The sequence below is a fragment of the Microvirga pudoricolor genome (assembly GCF_016892705.1).
Classification (GTDB): domain Bacteria; phylum Pseudomonadota; class Alphaproteobacteria; order Rhizobiales; family Beijerinckiaceae; genus Microvirga; species Microvirga pudoricolor.
Map to the genome: position 1 here is coordinate 1432070 of NZ_JAFEMB010000001.1, position 16380 is coordinate 1448449.

The following is a 16380-nucleotide window of genomic DNA, read 5'->3' on the forward strand; positions in this document are numbered from 1 at the left end:
CGCACGCCCGAGGCCGGCCGCTCTCCCGCGGCCGGCCCCCTTGTCCCGTGCCTGAGGATGTTCATGAAGTCCGGTTTCAGTCTCGATCTCGCACGCCCCAGCCGCCGCCACTGGCTCGGCTACCTCCTGCTGGCGCCCGCCGTTCTGTTGATCGGCCTGATCATCCTCTATCCGCTCATCGTCTCGGTCGACCTGTCGTTCCAGAACGTGAACCTGGCGCGGCTCGACCAGCCCCGCCGTCCCTTCACGACGGCGAATTACGAGCGCCTCTTCGCCTCGCCCGATTTCTGGAACGCCAGCTGGGTCACGTTCAAGCTCGTCGTGATCGTGAGCTTCTTCTGCTTCCTCCTGGGGCTCGGGACGGCGCTTCTCGTCAATAACCGGTTCCGGGGCCGCACTCTCGCGCGCCTGCTCGTCGCCCTGCCCTGGGCGGTGCCGGAGGTGATCGCCGTGGTGATCTTCGCGTGGCTGTTCGATTCCTCCTTCGGCCTCATGAACTGGATCTTCATCAAGCTTGGGCTCATCGACACCACGGTGAACTGGTTCTCGTCGCCCGGCGCCGCGTTCTTCGTGGTCTGCGTCACCATGATCTGGAAGGGCTATCCCTTCGTGTCGATCATGATGCTGGCAGGCCTGCAATCGATCCCGGAGGACTTCTACAACGCCGCGCGGGTGGACGGCGCCAATGCGTGGCAGCGTCTGGTCAATATCACGATCCCGTCGCTGATGCCCGTTCTCGGCGTCACCCTCGTGCTCGTCATGCTGTGGGTGTTCCGCGACTTCTCCATCATCTACGTGCTCACGGGCGGCGGACCCCTCAAGGCCACACAGAGCCTGTCCATCATGACCTACGAGCAGGCCTTCGGGTTCTTCCGGATGGGCTACGCTTCCGCCATCGGCGTCGTGACCCTCATCGTCTGCGTCATCGCGAGCCGCCTGATGATGGGCCGCGCGCCGGACAACATCTGAGAGAGCCGCCATGAAGTCTCGTCCCCTCGACCGCATCTTTCTTTACGGCTCCGTCATCGTCGTCTGCGGCCTCCTGGTCTTCCCGATCTACTGGCTGTTCGTGACCGCGATCTCGACGCCCGACCAGCTCCGCGCCCTGCCGCCCAAGTTCTGGCCCGAGACGCCGCGCTGGGAGGTATTCGGGCAGATCCTGCGCGACCGCCCGATCCTGCTCTGGCTCTCCAACTCCGCGCTGGCGGCCTTGGGCAGCGTGGTCCTGTCCATGACGGTGTCGGTGCTGGCGGGCTACAGCCTGTCGCGCTTCCGGGTGCGGGGCGGGCAATCGCTGGGCCTCTTCATTCTGACCGCCAAGATGCTGCCCGCGACCCTGCTGGTGATCCCGCTCTTCGGCATCTTCCGCACGGTCGACCTCATCGGCAGCCTGTGGTCGATCATCCTGGCCCACGCCACTCTCATCATCCCCTTCACGACCTGGATGCTGAAAGGCTACTTCGACACGATCCCGCGCGAATTGGAGCAGGCCGCCATGGTGGACGGCTGCTCTCCGTTCGGCGCCATGGTGCGGGTGATCCTGCCGGTCTCGGCGCCGGGGCTTGCGGCGACGGCGCTTTACGGCTTCGTTTTGTCCTGGTCGGACTATGCCTACGCGCGCACCTTCCTGACCAACGCCCAATCCAACTGGACGGCGAACCTCGGCATCACGACCATGAAGGGCGAATACATTTCCAACTGGGCCGACATCTCGGCGGCCTCGATCCTGGTCGCCCTGCCGGTCCTCGTCATCTACCTCTTCCTCGAACGCTATCTCGTCGGCGGCCTGACCGCTGGCGCCGAGAAATAGTGGAGTTTCCTTCATGGCCGGCATTCGCATCCAGAACGTCACCAAGTCCTACGGCCCGCTGGCGGTTCTCAAGGACTTCTCTCTCGAGATCGCGGACGGCGAGTTCGTGGTCTTCGTCGGTCCGTCCGGCTGCGGCAAGTCGACGATGCTCAAGATCCTGGCCGGGCTGGAAGAGGCATCCTCCGGCACGATTCATATCGGTGACAGGGACGTGACGGATCTGGCGCCCGGCGACCGGGACATCGCGATGGTGTTCCAGAACTACGCGCTCTATCCGCATCTCACGGTTCGCAAGAACATGGGTTTCGGCCTGAAGATGCGTGGCACGCCCGCCGCCGAAATCGACCGACGCGTCGTGGAGGCCGCGCGCATCCTCGGTGTCGACCACCTGCTCGACCGCCGCCCGCGCGCGCTCTCGGGCGGCCAGCGCCAGCGTGTCGCTCTCGGACGCGCCATCGTGCGCGAGCCGCAGGCCTTCCTGATGGACGAGCCACTCTCCAACCTCGACGCCAAGCTGCGCGTTCATACCCGCGCCGAGATCAGCGCCCTGCACAAGCGCCTCGGCGTCACGACGATCTACGTGACGCACGATCAGATCGAGGCCATGACCATGGCCGACCGCATCGTGATCATGAAGGACGGCGTGATCCAGCAGATCGCCGATCCCGACACCATGTTCCGCAAGCCCGCCAATCTTTTCGTGGCAGGCTTCATCGGCTCGCCGGGCATGAACTTCCTGCGCTCTCCTGTGACGTCCCACGAGGGCCGGGCGGCCGTGCGTCTGTTCGGTCAGGCCGTGGCGCTTCCCGCGCCGGCATCGCTGGCGGGACGGGACGTGGTCATCGGCATCCGGCCCGAACATATCGCGCAGGGCGCCGGGCCCGTCACCGTGGAGGTGGCGCCGCGCCTCGTGGAAAGCCTGGGGAGCGAGAAGTACATCTACATCGACGTGCCCGAGGAGAACCGCACGACACTGGCTCGCACCGGCGGAACCGAGGAGGAGAGACGCGCCGATACCATCATTGCGCGCCTCATGAACGCCGACGAAACATCCACGAGCGGCTCCCTGAGAGTGTCCTTCGATCCCTCGCGGCTGCACCTGTTCGACGCCAACACCCAAGAATCCATTCAACTCTGAAAGGCCGCCCCATGACCATTCTCGTGACAGGCAGCGCGGGCCGCGTCGGATCGAAGGTCGTCCGCCGCCTGCTTGAGGCGGGCGAGACTGTCACCGGTTTCGATCTTCGGACGAGCGGTTTGCAGCATTCGAATTACCGGGAAGTGACCGGCACCTTCGACGACAGACCGGCGGCCGCAAGGGCTGCGGAAGACGTCACGGCCGTGCTGCATCTCGGTGCCTTCATGTCCTGGCACCCGGCCGACGCGGATCGGCTCCACCGGGCCAATGTGGAGGGCACGCGGGTTCTCCTGGAAGAAGCCCTGCGCCACAAGCCCCGGCGGATCCTGTTCGCAAGTTCCGGCGAGGTCTACCCCGAGAACGTGCCGAATTACCTGCCGGTGGACGAAGACCATCCCCTCAAGCCGCGCTCCCCTTACGGCCTCACCAAGCTGCTCGGCGAGGAGCTCGTGCGTTATGCGGAGCGGACCTCCGGCACGCCGGCCACGATCCTGCGTTTCTCCCACACCCAGGACGCCGCCGAGCTTCTCGACGAATCGAGCTTCTTCTCCGGGCCGCGCTTTTTCCTGCATCCGAAAATCCGCCAGCAGGAAGGGTTCGGCAACAGGGCTATGGTGGAGGCGCTGCAGGCCATCGACGACGGGCGCGAGGCGCTGGTCCTGTCCCGCAACGAGAAGGGCCGTCCTTTCCGCATGCACATCACCGAGACGCGGGACATGGTCGACGGCATTCTGCTGGCCTTCGGGAGCGAGCAGGCGGCGGGCCGCACCTATAATCTCGGCGCCACGGTGGCCTTCGATTTCGCCGAGCATCTGCCCAGGATGGCGCAGTTGACGGGCCTGCCCCTCAAGACCATTGATCTGCCGGGCGGCGGGGTGTTCTACGAGACCTCCAACGCCCACATCCGCAGCGAACTGGGATTTGAGCCGCAATGGACGATCGACCGGATGATCGCAGAAGCCGCCGAGGCACGGGCGCGCCGGCATCGGGCGGCGTGAGCGTGGAGAACCCGCAGGTTCTCAAACCCGAGGAGCGGGACGTGCCGACGGGCGCCGCCGCGCTCGCCAAAGGCCTCTATCTTCTCGAGGTCATCGGCGAATGCGCGACCCCGCCCCGGTTCAAGGACCTGCAGGCGGCCACGAATCTCCCGAAGGGCACGCTGGCCCGGATGCTCAACACGCTCGTGCTGTTCCGTCTCGTGCGCTACGAGGACAGCGACAGCACCTACCGGCTTGGCCATCGCTTGTTCGAGCTTGCGCATCGGGTGTGGGAATCCTTCGACCTGCGCGGCGCCGCCGCGCCCGTTCTCGACAGGCTCGCGGACGAGACCCGGGAGACCGTCGCGCTCTGCTCCGTGGACAACCACGAGATTCTCTACATCGACCAGAGGAGCCGGGGCGGCGCCTTCGGATTCCGCATCGAGATCGGGCGCCGCGCCCCCCTCCATTGCACGGCGGGCGGCAAAACTCTCCTGGCCTTCGCGCCGCCGCACGAGCGCCGCGCCATGCTCGACGGCATCCGCCTGGAGCGCTTCACCGACAAGACCATCGTGGACGAGGAGGCGCTGAACGCCGACCTGGCGCTGGCCCGCGTGCGCGGGTACGCGATCTCGCTGGAGGAGCACGTGGAGGGCGTCGTCTCGGTCGCGGCGCCGATCTTCGACCATACAGGCCGGGCGGTCGCGGCCATCGGGGTGTTCGGACCGCATGCCCGCCTCTCGAACGATCGCCTGCATACGACGGGCCGAGACCTGATGGAGGCAGCTCGCCGCATTTCCGGCAATGTGGGCGCGATGCCGGTCAACATTACGCCCCAGCCCAAGCTCCGGGTCGCGGGTGAAAGCGACGCGGAATGCGTGCTGCCCTGGGGGGCGCACCTGGCGGAAGGCCCCGTCTGGATGCCGCACGAGAAGCGGCTCTACTGGGTCGACATCCTGGCGCCGTCCGTCCACCGCTTCGATCCGTCGACGGGCACGAACGAAGAGGTGGTTCTGCCGCGCCTCGTGAGCGCCGTCATCCCGTGCCGGAGCGGCGGCATCGCGGCCCTGACGCAAGACGGCTTGGAGGCCCTGGACTTTTCGACGGGCAGGCTGACACCTCTTGTCGACCCAGAGCAGGATCTTCCCGACAACCGCTTCAACGACGGCAAGTGCGACCGGTTGGGCCGCCTCTGGGCCGGCACCATGCGGCTCGATGCCAGTAAGCCCACCGGCGCGCTCTACGCCATCGAGGGCGACCGTTCCTGGCGGCGCTTGGCGGACGGCTTCTTCGTGGCCAACGGCCTCGACTGGAGCCCGGACGGAAAGACGTTCTATTTCGCCGACTCGGCGCCGGGCCGCATCTACGCCTACGACTTCGATCTCGCGGCTGGCGCCATCGCGAACCGCCGCGTTTTCGCCGAGATGGACCCGAGCGAAGGACGTCCCGACGGATTGGCCGTCGACAGCGACGGCTTCGTCTGGTGCGCGATCTGGGACGGCTGGTGCGTGCGCCGCTATGCCCCCGACGGGCGCATCGAGCGCGAGCTTCGCCTGCCCGTTCCGCGCCCTACGAGCATCGCCTTCGGCGGTCCGGACCTGAAGACGATCTTCATCACCACGGCGCGCATCCGCCTGCCGTCCAGGGTTCTGGCGCAGGCGCCGTTCTCCGGCGGCCTGTTCAAGGCCGCCGCCCCCGTGGCCGGCCTGCCCGCCTCCGAGTTCGCGGGCCGATGAGCGCCCATTATCCCGACCTGAACGGCCGTACAGCCCTCGTTACGGGCGGCGCCGACGGCATCGGCCGGGCCGTCGTGGAGGCCCTGACGGCGCAAGGCGCACGTGTCGGTTTCATCGATGTGGCGCAGCAGGCTGGCGAAGCTTTGGAACGGGTTCTCGCGACGCAAGGCCATAAGGTTGCCTTTGCTCACGCGGACCTGCGCGATGTCGACGCGACCCGCAACGCGGTCGCCCATTTGCGAGAAACGCTTGGCCCAATCTCGATCCTCGTCAACAATGCGGGCCACGACGAGCGTCATCGCTTCGAGGACGTGACGGAGGATTACTGGGACGACCGGTTTGCCGTGAACCTGCGCCCCATGATGTTCGTGAGCCAGGCCGTGGCACCCGACATGAGGGCTCTGGGTGGAGGCTCCATCGTCAATCTCGGGTCCACGTCCTGGATGCAGGGTGCAGCGGGTCTGATCGCCTACACGACGGCGAAATCCGCCGTCATCGGCTTCACGCGTTCTCTGGCGCGTGAACTCGGAGAGGCGGGGATCCGCGTGAATTGCGTCACGCCCGGCTGGGTGATGACGGATCGGCAGCGCGAGAAATGGTTCACGCCGGAGAAGTGGGAGGCCGCGCAGGCGCGGCAATCCATCAAGGGCGAGATCCGGCCCGAGGACGTGGCCGCCATGGTGCTGTTCCTGGCGTCCGGCGCGGCCCGCATGTGCAGCGGCCAGAACTACATCGTGGATGCGGGCGTGGTATAGGCGATGCAAGACGTACCCTCATCTCTTCCGCTTTCACCTCCCCTGCCGCCATCGCTTCCGCACGATGTCTTCACGGGCGACGCCGATGTCCTGGCCTCACGCCTGTCGGACTGGCGCGGGCGGATCCATGGACGCTCCTGGCTGTTGGCGCGGCCGCGCAGCACGCTCGAAGTGGCCGCCCTCATGCGGTGGGCGAGCGACACCGGGACGCCCGTGGTGACGCAGGGCGGCAATACGGGCTTGTCCGGGGCGGCAACGCCGGACGAATCGGGGCGGTCCATTATCCTGTCCCTGGAGCGCATGAACGCCATCCGGTTCGTCGACCCCGTCGGCAACACCGTCGTGGCGGAAGCCGGGTGCGTTCTGGCGCACCTGCAGGGCACCGCCGCAGGGGCCGGGCGCCTGTTCCCGGTCAGCCTCGGCAGCGAGGGCTCCTGCACGGTCGGCGGGATCGTGGCCACCAATGCGGGCGGCATCAACGTGGTGCGCTACGGAATGACCCGCGATCTCGTCCTGGGCCTCGAATACGTCACGGCCGCGGGCGAGGTCGTGGAGGGACCTCGCAGGCTGCGCAAGGACAATGTCGGGTACGACCTGCGCCACCTGATCGTCGGCTCGGAAGGAACGCTGGCCGTCGTGACGGCCGCGGCCTTCCGGCTGGTGGCCCGCCCGAGGCATCGCCACAGTGCCCTGTGCGGGCTGGCAAGTCCGGCCCTCGCGCTCAATCTTCTTCACGCGGTCCAGGAGCGGGTCGGCGACGGCCTCATCGCTTTCGAACTCATGTGCGCGGGCGAGATGGACCTCATCCGCCTTCGCTTTCCGGACCTTCGCGTTCCCATCGAGCCGGCCTCGCGCTGGTATGTCTTCCTGGAGGCCGGCTCGAACGAGCCGGGCCTGTCCGACGACCTGACGCAAGCGCTCGCGGACGCCTTGGACCGGGGGCTCGTGGACGACGCGGTGATGGCGCAGAGCGGCGCACAGGCCGAGGCGCTGTGGCACCTTCGCTTCGCGGTCTCAGAGGCCAACAGGAGCGCCGGACCGGCCGTGCCTTTCGACATAAGCGTCGCCACGGACGACCTCCCTTCGCTCCTGCATGCGATCGAAACGGAGCTGGCGGCGCGCGTTCCCTTGGTTCGCGTCGTGTTCGTCGGGCATGCCGCAGACGGCAACATGCATGTGACGGCCCTGCTGAACCAGGTCCCCCCGGAGAACCGGGAAGCCGCAACCGATGCGGTTCGGGCGATCGTCTACCAGGCCGTGACCGCCCGCCACGGCAGCATCTCGGCTGAGCACGGCATCGGGCGCACGGGCCGGCGCGCCTTCGAGGTTTACGCACAGCCCACGGAGCGCGCGCTGATGCGGCGGATCAAGCAGGCTTTCGATCCGGCCGGAATTCTCAATCCCGGCGTTCTGTTCTGAACCCTCGCGGCCGGGCTGCTCACCGGCCGTCCCGTGGGGCGTCCAGATCTCGGACGACGGATCGAAGCCAGTCCGAGAAGGCTTTTGCGGGCCCCGTCGCATGGCCGCCCGGCATGCGCAGGAAGTAGTACCCGAGCGGCGCCGTCGCCTGACGGCCCACCGGCACGAGACGCTGGCTGTCCAGCTCGTTCAGGATGAAGCGCCGCTCGACGAGAGCGATCCCCGTGCCCGCCAGCGCGGCCTGGATCGTCAGGTCGTCGGTTTCGAACTGCATGAGTCGGACCTGGGCCGGCCAGCGAAGCCTCTGGAAGGCCGCCCACATTTTCCAGTCCCAGCAATCGTCCGTCGCGCTCAGGAGGCGACCCTTGAGCAGGTCGTCGGGCGTCAGCGTCCGTCCCCAGTCAGCTCCCCCGATGTAATGCGGCGCGCAGACCGGCAGGGCATCCTCCTGGAACAGGATGCTGCCGGCATCGTCGGGCGCGACGGGGCTGTAATCGATCACGACATCGGGGTTCTGCCGGCGGGACGTGCCCTGTCCGGTCGCCACGGTCAGGCTGACGGGAAGATCCGGATGCGCCTCCTCGAAGGCGGGCAGGCGGGGGAACAGGATCCGGGTCGCGAAGGTCGGCAGAACGTGGATGGTGAGCGCCTGCGCCGCAGCCGGACGCTGCTTGAGCCGTTCACGGGCGGCACGAAGCGCGATCGTCATGTCGTCGAAGACGTCGGAAAGGCTGGTCTGCAACTGCAGCCCCTCCTCCGTGAGATCGACCTTGCGGACGCTTCGCGAGAACAGTTTGCCGCCCAGGACCCGCTCGAGTTCGGCCACCTGCCGGCTGACGGCGCTCGTGGTGACGCCAAGCTCCTCCGCCGCCTTCTGAAAACTCTCGTGCCGGCCCGCGGCCTCGAAGGCGCGCAGGGCGGAAAGGGGCAGCAGGCGGCGGCGCATGGTTGCGTTCCAGGAAACTATGAAGCCCGAATAAATCATTTGTCCGAGGGGCTCAACCATCAATATTACATTGTAACCATAAATAGAAAATCGAAGCGTCGCATTCCTATACGGCAATGCCTGAGCCGGCCCGGAGACGACAGCATCCAAAAGCCAAGACATGGGAGGCACCGATGAGCGATCTGCTTGTAGTCGGCGGCGGAGATATTACGAAGATCGACCTGTCGTCATCCCGAATTCTCGAAATCGTCGAATCCTCTATTGCGGGAATCGGAACCGGCACCTCGCTGAACCCACCGAAGGTCTCCATCGAGCCCGTCGCGAAAAGCATGACCATTGCCATGCTGGCGCACGTGAAGGGGACCGCAGCCCTCGGCCTCAAAGCCTACACGGAGTTTCCCACGGGAGACGGCCGCACCAGCGTCGGCTCCACCATCACGCTCTTCGACGACGCAACCGGACGCCCGCTCGCCTTCATGGACGGCGCATGGATCACGGCCGCGCGCACGGCCGCCGTCACGGCCCTGTTCGCCCGCGAGGCCGCCACGCCGGAGGCACGCATCGCTCTCGTGATCGGAGCGGGCCTCCAGGGCCGTGCGGCGATCCCGGCTCTCTTGGAGACCAGGCCGGAGCTGACGGAACTCCTGGTTCTCGCGCCGCGCCAGGAGGCGGTGGAGCGTATGCTCTCGGAACAGCGGGCCGTTCTCGCGGGTCGCCAGGCGCGCTTCTGCGGCGATCCCACCGAGGCGGCCCGGCATGCCGACATCGTCATAGGGGCAGGCGGGCCGGGCGCGGGCGGTCTTGTGACCCACGCGATGCTCAAGCCGGGCGCCACCGCGATCCTGCTGGGATACGGCCTCGCCGGAGACGTGCTGCACGGGGCGGACCGGGTGCTGGCCACGAGCGAGGCGCAGTTGCACACCACCGGCAGGGATTTGGCCGACGCCAAGGGGCGCTTTCCCATTGTCGATGCCGAATTGCCGGACATCCTGCTCGGCCGGAAGCCTGCGCGAACCGAAGCGCACGAGATCGTGTTCGCCTACAATAGCGGCCTTGCGGTCACCGATGTGGCGGTTGCCAAAGCGGTCTACGAAGTCGCGAGACGCACCGGCGCGGGCCATCGGTTCGGCGGGTTCCGATGAGCGCGACGCCACTCCGGCTTCCAGCCCGTCTCGAGGGGATCGGCCGTCGCCTCATCGCGGCGGAATCCGGCCTGCTGCGCTCCCTCGTCGAAGGCTTCGGATCCCCCTGCCATCTGGTGTTTCCCGATGCGCTCGCGGAGCGCGGGGCCGCCTTCGACCGCGTCTTCCGGGAGGCCGGTGTGGCCGGGCGGATCTACTTCGCCGCCAAGGCCAACAAGAGCCAGGCGTTCCTGGAGGCCGCGGCCCGATGCGGCATCGGCGCCGACATCGCCAGCAGGCAGGAGATGAGCGCCGCCCTCATGGCCGGATTGCGAGGCGAGGACCTGATGGTGACCGGGCCCGACAAAGGCTCATCCCTGCACCGCCTGGCCCTGCGTCATCGCGCCTGCATCGCGGTCGACAGCGTCGAGGAACTACAGGCCCTGGTCGGGCTCATGGAGGCGGAGGATCACCAGGAGGGCCGCGTCGTGCTGCGCCACCGGACGCCCGCAGAGGTCGGGAGCCGGTTCGGCATGACGGCGAACGAGGTGTCCCACGCGCTCGGCCTGCTGGCATCGGCCAAAGCCCGCCTCACCCTTGAGGGTTTCTCCGTTCACCTGAGCGGATACGACGTCGGCGCGCGGGCGCGGGCAGGCGCCGGCCTTGCGGCATTTTGCGAGGCTGCCCGTGAGCACGGCCTGCGCCCCACGCTCATCGATCTCGGCGGCGGCTGGCCGGTGCGCTACGTGGGAGGCGAGGACTGGGACCTGTTCAACGATACCGTCACGGCGGCGGATTTCCATGCGCAACGTCGGTTCGAGGGTTTCTATCCCTACCACGCGCCGATCGCCGGCCATGAGGCCCTGCGGGCCTGCCTGGCGGCGCCACTCGCCGGGGGCGGCACCCTGGCCGGCCTCTGCGCCCGGGGGGGCCTCACCGTCGCCATCGAGCCCGGCCGCGCACTGCTCGACGGGGCGGGCCTCACGGCGTTCCGCGTCAGGTCCGTCAAAGCCCGGGACGACGGCTATTCCATTCTCGGGGTGGAGGGACAGAGCTTCAGCCTGTCCGAACAATGGTTCTCCAGCGAGTTCCTGCCCGATCCGATCCTGCTTCCCCGAGAGCCGAGGCCCGCTGGCCTGGTTCGCGCCTGTGTGGCGGGCGCGAGCTGCCTCGACGCCGACATGCTCACATGGCGCAAGGTCGCGTTTCCGGTTCCGCCCCTGCCGGGCGACCTGCTCATCTACGCCAACACGGCCGGCTACCAGATGGATTCCAACGAATCCCCCTTCCATCGGTCGCCGCTGCCGAGAAAGCTTGCCCTGTGGCACCGCTGTGAAGGCCTCCGCTGGTGCGAGGACGACCTGTTCTGCCAGGCCGACTGGCACCCTCCCGCCATCCCCTACGACAGGAGCCCTGCCGATGATCATCACCCGCGTCACGGACTGGATCGGTTGCACGCCATTGCTTGAACTGCGCATCCGCAACAGCGATTGGCGCCTTTTCCTCAAACTCGAGAAATTCAACCCCGGCGGCAGCATGAAGGACCGCATGGCCCGGGGCATGATCGATGCCGCGGAGCGCTCCGGTCGGCTCAAACCCGGCGGCACCATCGTCGAGTCCTCCTCCGGCAATACCGGGACCGGTCTGGCCATGGTGGCTGCCGAGCGAGGCTACCGCTTCATCGTGGTGGTCGATCACCAGACGGCGAAGGACAAGATCCGGACCATGAAGGCCCTCGGTGCCACCGCGGTCGTCATCGGAGCCGATCGGCCGGGAGATCGGGTCGCCACGGCGGACCGGGAAGCCCTCGCCCGCGAGATCGCCGAGACCACGCCGGGTGCGGTTCTGATGGCCCAGCACGAGAACCCGGCCAACGCTGCTTCCTATGATGGCTTGGCCCGCGATCTCGTGGAGGTCCTGGGATCGTTCGACCTGCTGATCGGGTCGGTGGGCACGGGGGGCTCGCTGTGCGGCACGGCCCGAGGCGTGAAAGCGCAATGTCCCAGGACCAGGGTCATCGGCGTCGAGCCCAAGGGCTCCGTCATCTTCGGTGCCCAGGGAGGCACCTATTATCAGTCCGGTACGGGCGTGCCGCCCGACGTCGCCCTCGGATCGGTGATCGACTACCCTCTGATCGACGAGGGATGCACCGTCGGCGATGCGGCGGCCTTCAATGCCTGCCGATTCATGGCGCACCGGTTCGGCTTGCTGCTCGGCGGGTCGGCGGGGGGCGTGATCTATGCCGCCGCCGAGCGTCTGCGCACGCTGCCCGGCAGCGGCACGATGGTGGCTCTCGTGGGGGACGGCGGCGAGAAATACCTCGACACGATCTATGACGACGATTGGATGACCGAGCGCCGCCTCCTGGACAGAAGCGTCGAAACGGACCTCGCCATGGTTCTCACGAGCATCGATGCGTCGGAGGACATCCATGCGGCGGCCTGAAGCGGCATCGGTCTGGTTCGGCACGGGCGACACACTACGCCTGGCGGTGCCCCTCATGGCGGCGCAGGTGGCGGTCGTGGCCCTTGGGCTCGTGGACACGATCACGTTCGGGCGCCTCGGCATGGGAGCGCTGGCAGGCGGCGGCCTCGGGACGGCGGTCTTTTCCCTGGTTCACATCATGTGCGTCGGGGTTCTCGCGGCCGTCGGAAACGAGGTCGCCTTCGCGCGCGGCGCGCAGGACCCGGCCGGCATCCGGAGGGCCGTGCGGTCGGGCATGATCGTCGCCCTCGGCCTGGGCCTTCTCGCCGGCGGGCTGACGGCCTTTTCGGCCCCGCTGCTTCTCGTTCTCGATCAGTCGCCCGGCGCCGTCGCGCATGCGTCGCACTATCTGCGGCTGGCTGCGCTCGGGATAGTTCCGAGTCTCATCTTCACGTGCCTGCGGGGACTGACTGTCGGGCTCGCGAAACCCGGACCCATCACGGCGATCACGGTTGCGGCCGTCGCCATCAAGGCGCTTCTCAATGCGGTCGTCGTCGGCGTCGCCCTGGATTTACCCCCGGATCGGCGGACCGATTTCGGGCTGGCCTGGTGCGGCTTCGCTAGTACGCTGACGTACCTGTTCATGGCCGGGGCCCTCTGGCTCTCCTGCCGCCGCCGCCTGGCGGAGTATCTGACCTGGCTGGGGCATGGCGGCCGCCTGTTCCGCGACGCAGGGGAGCTGTTGCGCCTCGGGATCCCGATCGGCATCACCTACGGGGTCGAAGCCGGGCTGTTCACGGGCGTGGCCCTCATCATCGGGCGCTTTGGCGAAGTGGCCCTGGCCGCCCACCAGATCGCCAACCAATGCGTCTACATCGCCTTCATGCTGGCGGTCGGCTTGTCCTATGCGGCCTCCGTTCGGGCGGGACAAGCTGCGGGATCGGGCAACCTGGCGGAGGCCAGGCGGCTCAGCCGGCAGGCGATCATGATCGGCCTCGTCATGATGACGGGAACGGCCTGTCTCTTCATGGTCTTCGGAGCCTCGCTGGCGGCCGCCCTCGTGGGGCCCGGGGTGGCGGAGCGCGACGACATCGTGGCTCTGGCGGCGGGGTTTCTGTCCGTCGCGGCCTTTTTCCAATGGGCGGACGGGACTCAGAACATCGCCATGGGGGCTCTTCGCGGCCTCAAGCATGCGCGCTCCACCATGGTGGCCGGAACTCTGGGCTATTGGGTCGTCGGCTTGCCCGCCGCCTGGCTCCTCGGCGGGGCCACGCTCTGGGGGCCCATAGGCGCATGGTGCGGCCTCGGACTCGGTCTTTATGCGACCGCCGCCATGTTGGTGGCCCGCCTTGAAATGGTGACGCTGCCCACGGCGGCGACTCCCCGAACGATCACGGCTTGAAGTTGGAGGAAGTCATGAAGGATATTGTCCTGCGCTCCGTTCTCGACCTGCGGGCAACGGAGGAAACCGATTCGCCGCATGCGGATGCGGTCGCGTCCCTGATCCTGCGCGCCGGGGTCTGGACGACGCCCGTCTGCATCGAACGCGAGACCGGCGCCGTGATGGACGGCCATCACCGGCTGGCCGCCGCGCATCGACTCGGCCTGCAGATGATACCGGTGGTTTCTCTCACGTACGATCAGGTCGAACTGCGCGCGTGGCGGGACGGCTTCGAGGTCAGTCCGACCGAAATCATGCGGCGGGCGCTCGCCGGAGACCTCTATCCTCCCAAGACCACCCGGCATCTCTTCGCCGAAGCCCTTCCGCCCTGCCTCGTGCCTCTCGCGCGGTTGCGCCTCGAGCAGGAGTTCGGTCGCCACATGGACTGGGTCTGGAACGGCGAAGGCACGCCGAACGTGCAGGTTCCCGGGGCCCGCTACGGCGTAGCCGAAAGACGCCTGAGAACGGCCGCGTGAGCCTGTTCGCGATCCATAGACCCTCCTGTCCCGGGAAAGAGCCTAGAATGAACAAGCGCAAACCGACACTGGATCGCGACGAACTCATCGCCTACGCGACCGATATTCTGACCGAAGCCATGAGGGATGGTTTGATCGAACCGGTCGCGATGATCGAGTGCAGTCATTTCGCGGCCAAACCGACCCTGCTGGACGCCATGCGGGCCGTCGCGCCGCTCGACCCGGAAGCCCAGATGAAAGTCATGGTGTTCGCGCGGCGCCTTTCCGACAGGGTCGGACTGGTGCACTAAGGCCGTCCGTGGCTCTCGCGAACGTTCTTCACCGGGTCGGATCCGCACCCAAGCCCAACGGCGGCTTCGACGAGGACAACGAGGTTGCGCTGGAGCCCTGGATCGCCGAGGGCCATGAAGGCCCGCACCAGTCTGATGCCATCCGGCATGGTCATGATGGCATCGAAGTCCTTCGCCGCATCGGCGCCGAAGCCTTCGGTTCCCGGCGTCCCATCGAAGAAGTACCCGACCGGCACGTCCAGAACGTCGCAAATCCCCTGCAGACGGCCCGATCCGATGCGATTGACCCCCTTCTCGTATTTCTGGATCTGCTGGAAGGTAATGCCGAGAGCGGCCCCCAGCGCCTCCTGCGTGATGCCGAGAGCCAGACGCCTGGCTCGAACCCGGCTGCCGACATGGCGATCAATGTCATTGGGCGATTTTTTCATGGAATGGCGAGCGGGTTCGATCACGTGAGGACATCGCGCGAGAGTGCTCGACGTCTCGATCCCATAACGTGCCCAGGATGGGAAGCACACGACGAATCTATCGGGTCTTCGCAGGGGATCATTCAACGTTTTCGTTGAAGCCCGTCGCCATTTTCGTATCGTCAAAATTCTGGCGGTCGAACGGTGAGGTCGGAACGCCTCGGATCATCCCGGAGACCGGCCGCGATCCTCGTTCGGCGACTTTCGCAGTCATCAACACCATGAGCCACCGATCCGAAAACGGATGATTCCAAGACATGTTGCAGTGGTTCTAGAGATTGAACAATTGCCTGATCCCCGCATCGAAACGGGTTGTGGGAGGATCGAGGCGACATTCCGGACGAAACCAAGGATTGGGTGGCCCGAAAATCTCGTGAAGCCAGTCGAAGACGATCGCCACAGGCCTGACGCTCAGGCGCTCGGTGAGGGCAACGGCATAAAGAGGCAACGAGACTTTCACGCCGAGGTCCAGCGGAACGGCGTCAGGCTCGAGGATGGTGTAGCTGCCCAGAAGGCAGATGCCGAGGCCTGCCTTCACCAGCATTCCGTAGGCCATGGAATTGTCGCACAGGTGCGCGACCCGGCCGGCCTGGAGGATGTGGTTCCATTCAGACCATTGGGTGGTCTTGGCCGCGTAAAACTCCGACTGCAGGAAAAAGTGCTGCGAAAGGTTCTCTCGCGTCGGGATGCCGTGGCGTTGGATATAGGACTTGGCCGCCACGGGGACGAAGTGCAATCGCCCCAAATGCCGATAGGTCACATCCGTCCCGTCCGGGGGGCTGAACCCGATCATCACGTCGGTCTGGTTCTCGCGCAGGCTCACGAGGTTGATTAGGCTCTTCAAATGCAATTGGATGCCGGGGTGCTTCTGACCGAACGACGGAATGGCGGGCGTCAGGAAGAACGTGTTCAGCCCGTCCGTGATGCTGAGACGCACGACGCCCTCGGCCTGCTGCGGCTCCGTCCTGAGACCGTTGGTCAGATTGAAGAGAGAATGGTCGAGCGCTGTCAGGGCCTGGGCGAGCGAGTGCCCCTTCACGGTCAGCTCGATGCCATGTCGGGTGGACATGAAGAGCTTTGCGCCCAAGATGTCCTGGAGGCGCTTGACCTGGCGGCTCACCGTCGGCTGGCTCGTGTTGAGAACCTCGGCAGCCCGGTTGAACGACTTGGCGACGGCGAGAAAGACGCGCAGCTCGCCCCAGAATTGGCCACTGAGGATTTCCTCGTTGTCCAGGGGACCGCGATGGAGATGATGCTGGTCTGGGTCGAAGGGCATTCGGGCCTGCCGCGATTCATGGGCAGGCCATACTATGCAGTCGTAACATTACTTCAATGATGAAGTGGCCCGCTCCGATCCGAAGGTCTGGCACATCGGGACTA

Annotated in this window: 17 protein-coding genes; 13 read left to right on the plus strand and 4 right to left on the minus strand. The window is 66.5% G+C overall.

Translation table 11 applies throughout. The features are described 5' to 3' along the window. Positions 1-63 precede the first annotated feature (63 nt). Genes ILT42_RS06570 through ILT42_RS06600 form a run of 7 tightly spaced genes read left to right on the plus strand, consistent with a single transcriptional unit; the run spans position 64 to position 7835 of the window. On the plus strand, positions 64-969 hold the full coding sequence (locus tag ILT42_RS06570; protein ID WP_204214634.1) for a carbohydrate ABC transporter permease: 906 nt from the start codon (positions 64-66) through the stop codon (positions 967-969). 10 nt (positions 970-979) lie between these two features. Beyond that, entirely contained in the window at positions 980-1810 is an 831-nt protein-coding gene (locus tag ILT42_RS06575; protein WP_204214635.1) for a carbohydrate ABC transporter permease, read from the plus strand. Between the two features lie 13 nt (positions 1811-1823). Then, positions 1824-2948, plus strand: coding sequence for an ABC transporter ATP-binding protein (locus ILT42_RS06580; protein WP_204214636.1), 1125 nt, complete (start codon positions 1824-1826; stop codon positions 2946-2948). Positions 2949-2959: 11 nt separating this feature from the next. Continuing rightward, on the plus strand, positions 2960-3946 hold the full coding sequence (locus ILT42_RS06585) for an NAD-dependent epimerase/dehydratase family protein (RefSeq protein ID WP_204214637.1): 987 nt from the start codon (positions 2960-2962) through the stop codon (positions 3944-3946). Further along, entirely contained in the window at positions 3880-5661 is a 1782-nt protein-coding gene (locus ILT42_RS06590; protein WP_204214638.1) for an SMP-30/gluconolactonase/LRE family protein, read from the plus strand. Before ILT42_RS06585 ends, ILT42_RS06590 begins: the two co-directional genes overlap by 67 nt. Next, positions 5658-6416 carry an SDR family NAD(P)-dependent oxidoreductase gene (locus tag ILT42_RS06595; RefSeq protein ID WP_204214639.1) on the plus strand — a complete coding sequence of 253 codons (759 nt, stop codon included), beginning with the start codon at positions 5658-5660 and terminating at the stop codon, positions 6414-6416. The genes ILT42_RS06590 and ILT42_RS06595 overlap by 4 nt, the downstream gene beginning before the upstream one ends. A 3-nt stretch (positions 6417-6419) precedes the next feature. Beyond that, positions 6420-7835 carry an FAD-binding oxidoreductase gene (locus ILT42_RS06600; protein ID WP_204214640.1) on the plus strand — a complete coding sequence of 472 codons (1416 nt, stop codon included), beginning with the start codon at positions 6420-6422 and terminating at the stop codon, positions 7833-7835. 19 nt (positions 7836-7854) lie between these two features. On the opposite strand, the gene ILT42_RS06605 is transcribed toward ILT42_RS06600, so the two are convergent. Continuing rightward, on the minus strand, positions 7855-8781 hold the full coding sequence (locus ILT42_RS06605; protein WP_204214641.1) for a LysR substrate-binding domain-containing protein: 927 nt from the start codon (positions 8779-8781) through the stop codon (positions 7855-7857). Between the two features lie 173 nt (positions 8782-8954). Between ILT42_RS06605 and ILT42_RS06610 the strand changes: the two genes are divergently transcribed. From ILT42_RS06610 to ILT42_RS06635, 6 genes are read left to right on the plus strand one after another with little or no spacing between them, the layout of a single operon-like run. Continuing rightward, the gene (locus ILT42_RS06610; RefSeq protein ID WP_204214642.1) at positions 8955-9923 is read left to right on the plus strand and encodes a hypothetical protein; all 969 of its coding nucleotides are present in this window, start codon (positions 8955-8957) and stop codon (positions 9921-9923) included. After that, complete coding sequence (locus ILT42_RS06615; protein WP_204214643.1) at positions 9920-11371, plus strand: type III PLP-dependent enzyme domain-containing protein; 1452 nt, start codon at positions 9920-9922, stop codon at positions 11369-11371. The genes ILT42_RS06610 and ILT42_RS06615 overlap by 4 nt, the downstream gene beginning before the upstream one ends. Beyond that, complete coding sequence (locus tag ILT42_RS06620; protein WP_204214644.1) at positions 11322-12347, plus strand: PLP-dependent cysteine synthase family protein; 1026 nt, start codon at positions 11322-11324, stop codon at positions 12345-12347. Before ILT42_RS06615 ends, ILT42_RS06620 begins: the two co-directional genes overlap by 50 nt. After that, positions 12334-13728 carry an MATE family efflux transporter gene (locus tag ILT42_RS06625; protein ID WP_204214645.1) on the plus strand — a complete coding sequence of 465 codons (1395 nt, stop codon included), beginning with the start codon at positions 12334-12336 and terminating at the stop codon, positions 13726-13728. Before ILT42_RS06620 ends, ILT42_RS06625 begins: the two co-directional genes overlap by 14 nt. A gap of 14 nt (positions 13729-13742) precedes the next feature. Further along, complete coding sequence (locus tag ILT42_RS06630; RefSeq protein ID WP_204214646.1) at positions 13743-14243, plus strand: ParB N-terminal domain-containing protein; 501 nt, start codon at positions 13743-13745, stop codon at positions 14241-14243. Between the two features lie 47 nt (positions 14244-14290). Continuing rightward, positions 14291-14533, plus strand: a complete 243-nt coding sequence (locus tag ILT42_RS06635; RefSeq protein ID WP_204214647.1) for a hypothetical protein — start codon at positions 14291-14293, stop codon at positions 14531-14533. Here ILT42_RS06635 and ILT42_RS06640 read toward each other — a convergent pair. From ILT42_RS06640 to ILT42_RS06650, 3 genes are all read right to left on the minus strand, one after another. Further along, positions 14530-14985, minus strand: coding sequence for a helix-turn-helix domain-containing protein (locus ILT42_RS06640; RefSeq protein ID WP_204214648.1), 456 nt, complete (start codon positions 14983-14985; stop codon positions 14530-14532). The two genes, ILT42_RS06635 and ILT42_RS06640, sit on opposite strands and share 4 nt — an antisense overlap. 94 nt (positions 14986-15079) lie before the next feature. After that, complete coding sequence (locus ILT42_RS06645) at positions 15080-15223, minus strand: hypothetical protein (RefSeq protein ID WP_204214649.1); 144 nt, start codon at positions 15221-15223, stop codon at positions 15080-15082. 48 nt (positions 15224-15271) lie between these two features. Then, positions 15272-16276: a LysR family transcriptional regulator gene (locus ILT42_RS06650; RefSeq protein WP_204214650.1), complete on the minus strand. Its 1005-nt coding sequence runs from the start codon at positions 16274-16276 to the stop codon at positions 15272-15274. Positions 16277-16380: the final 104 nt, after the last annotated feature.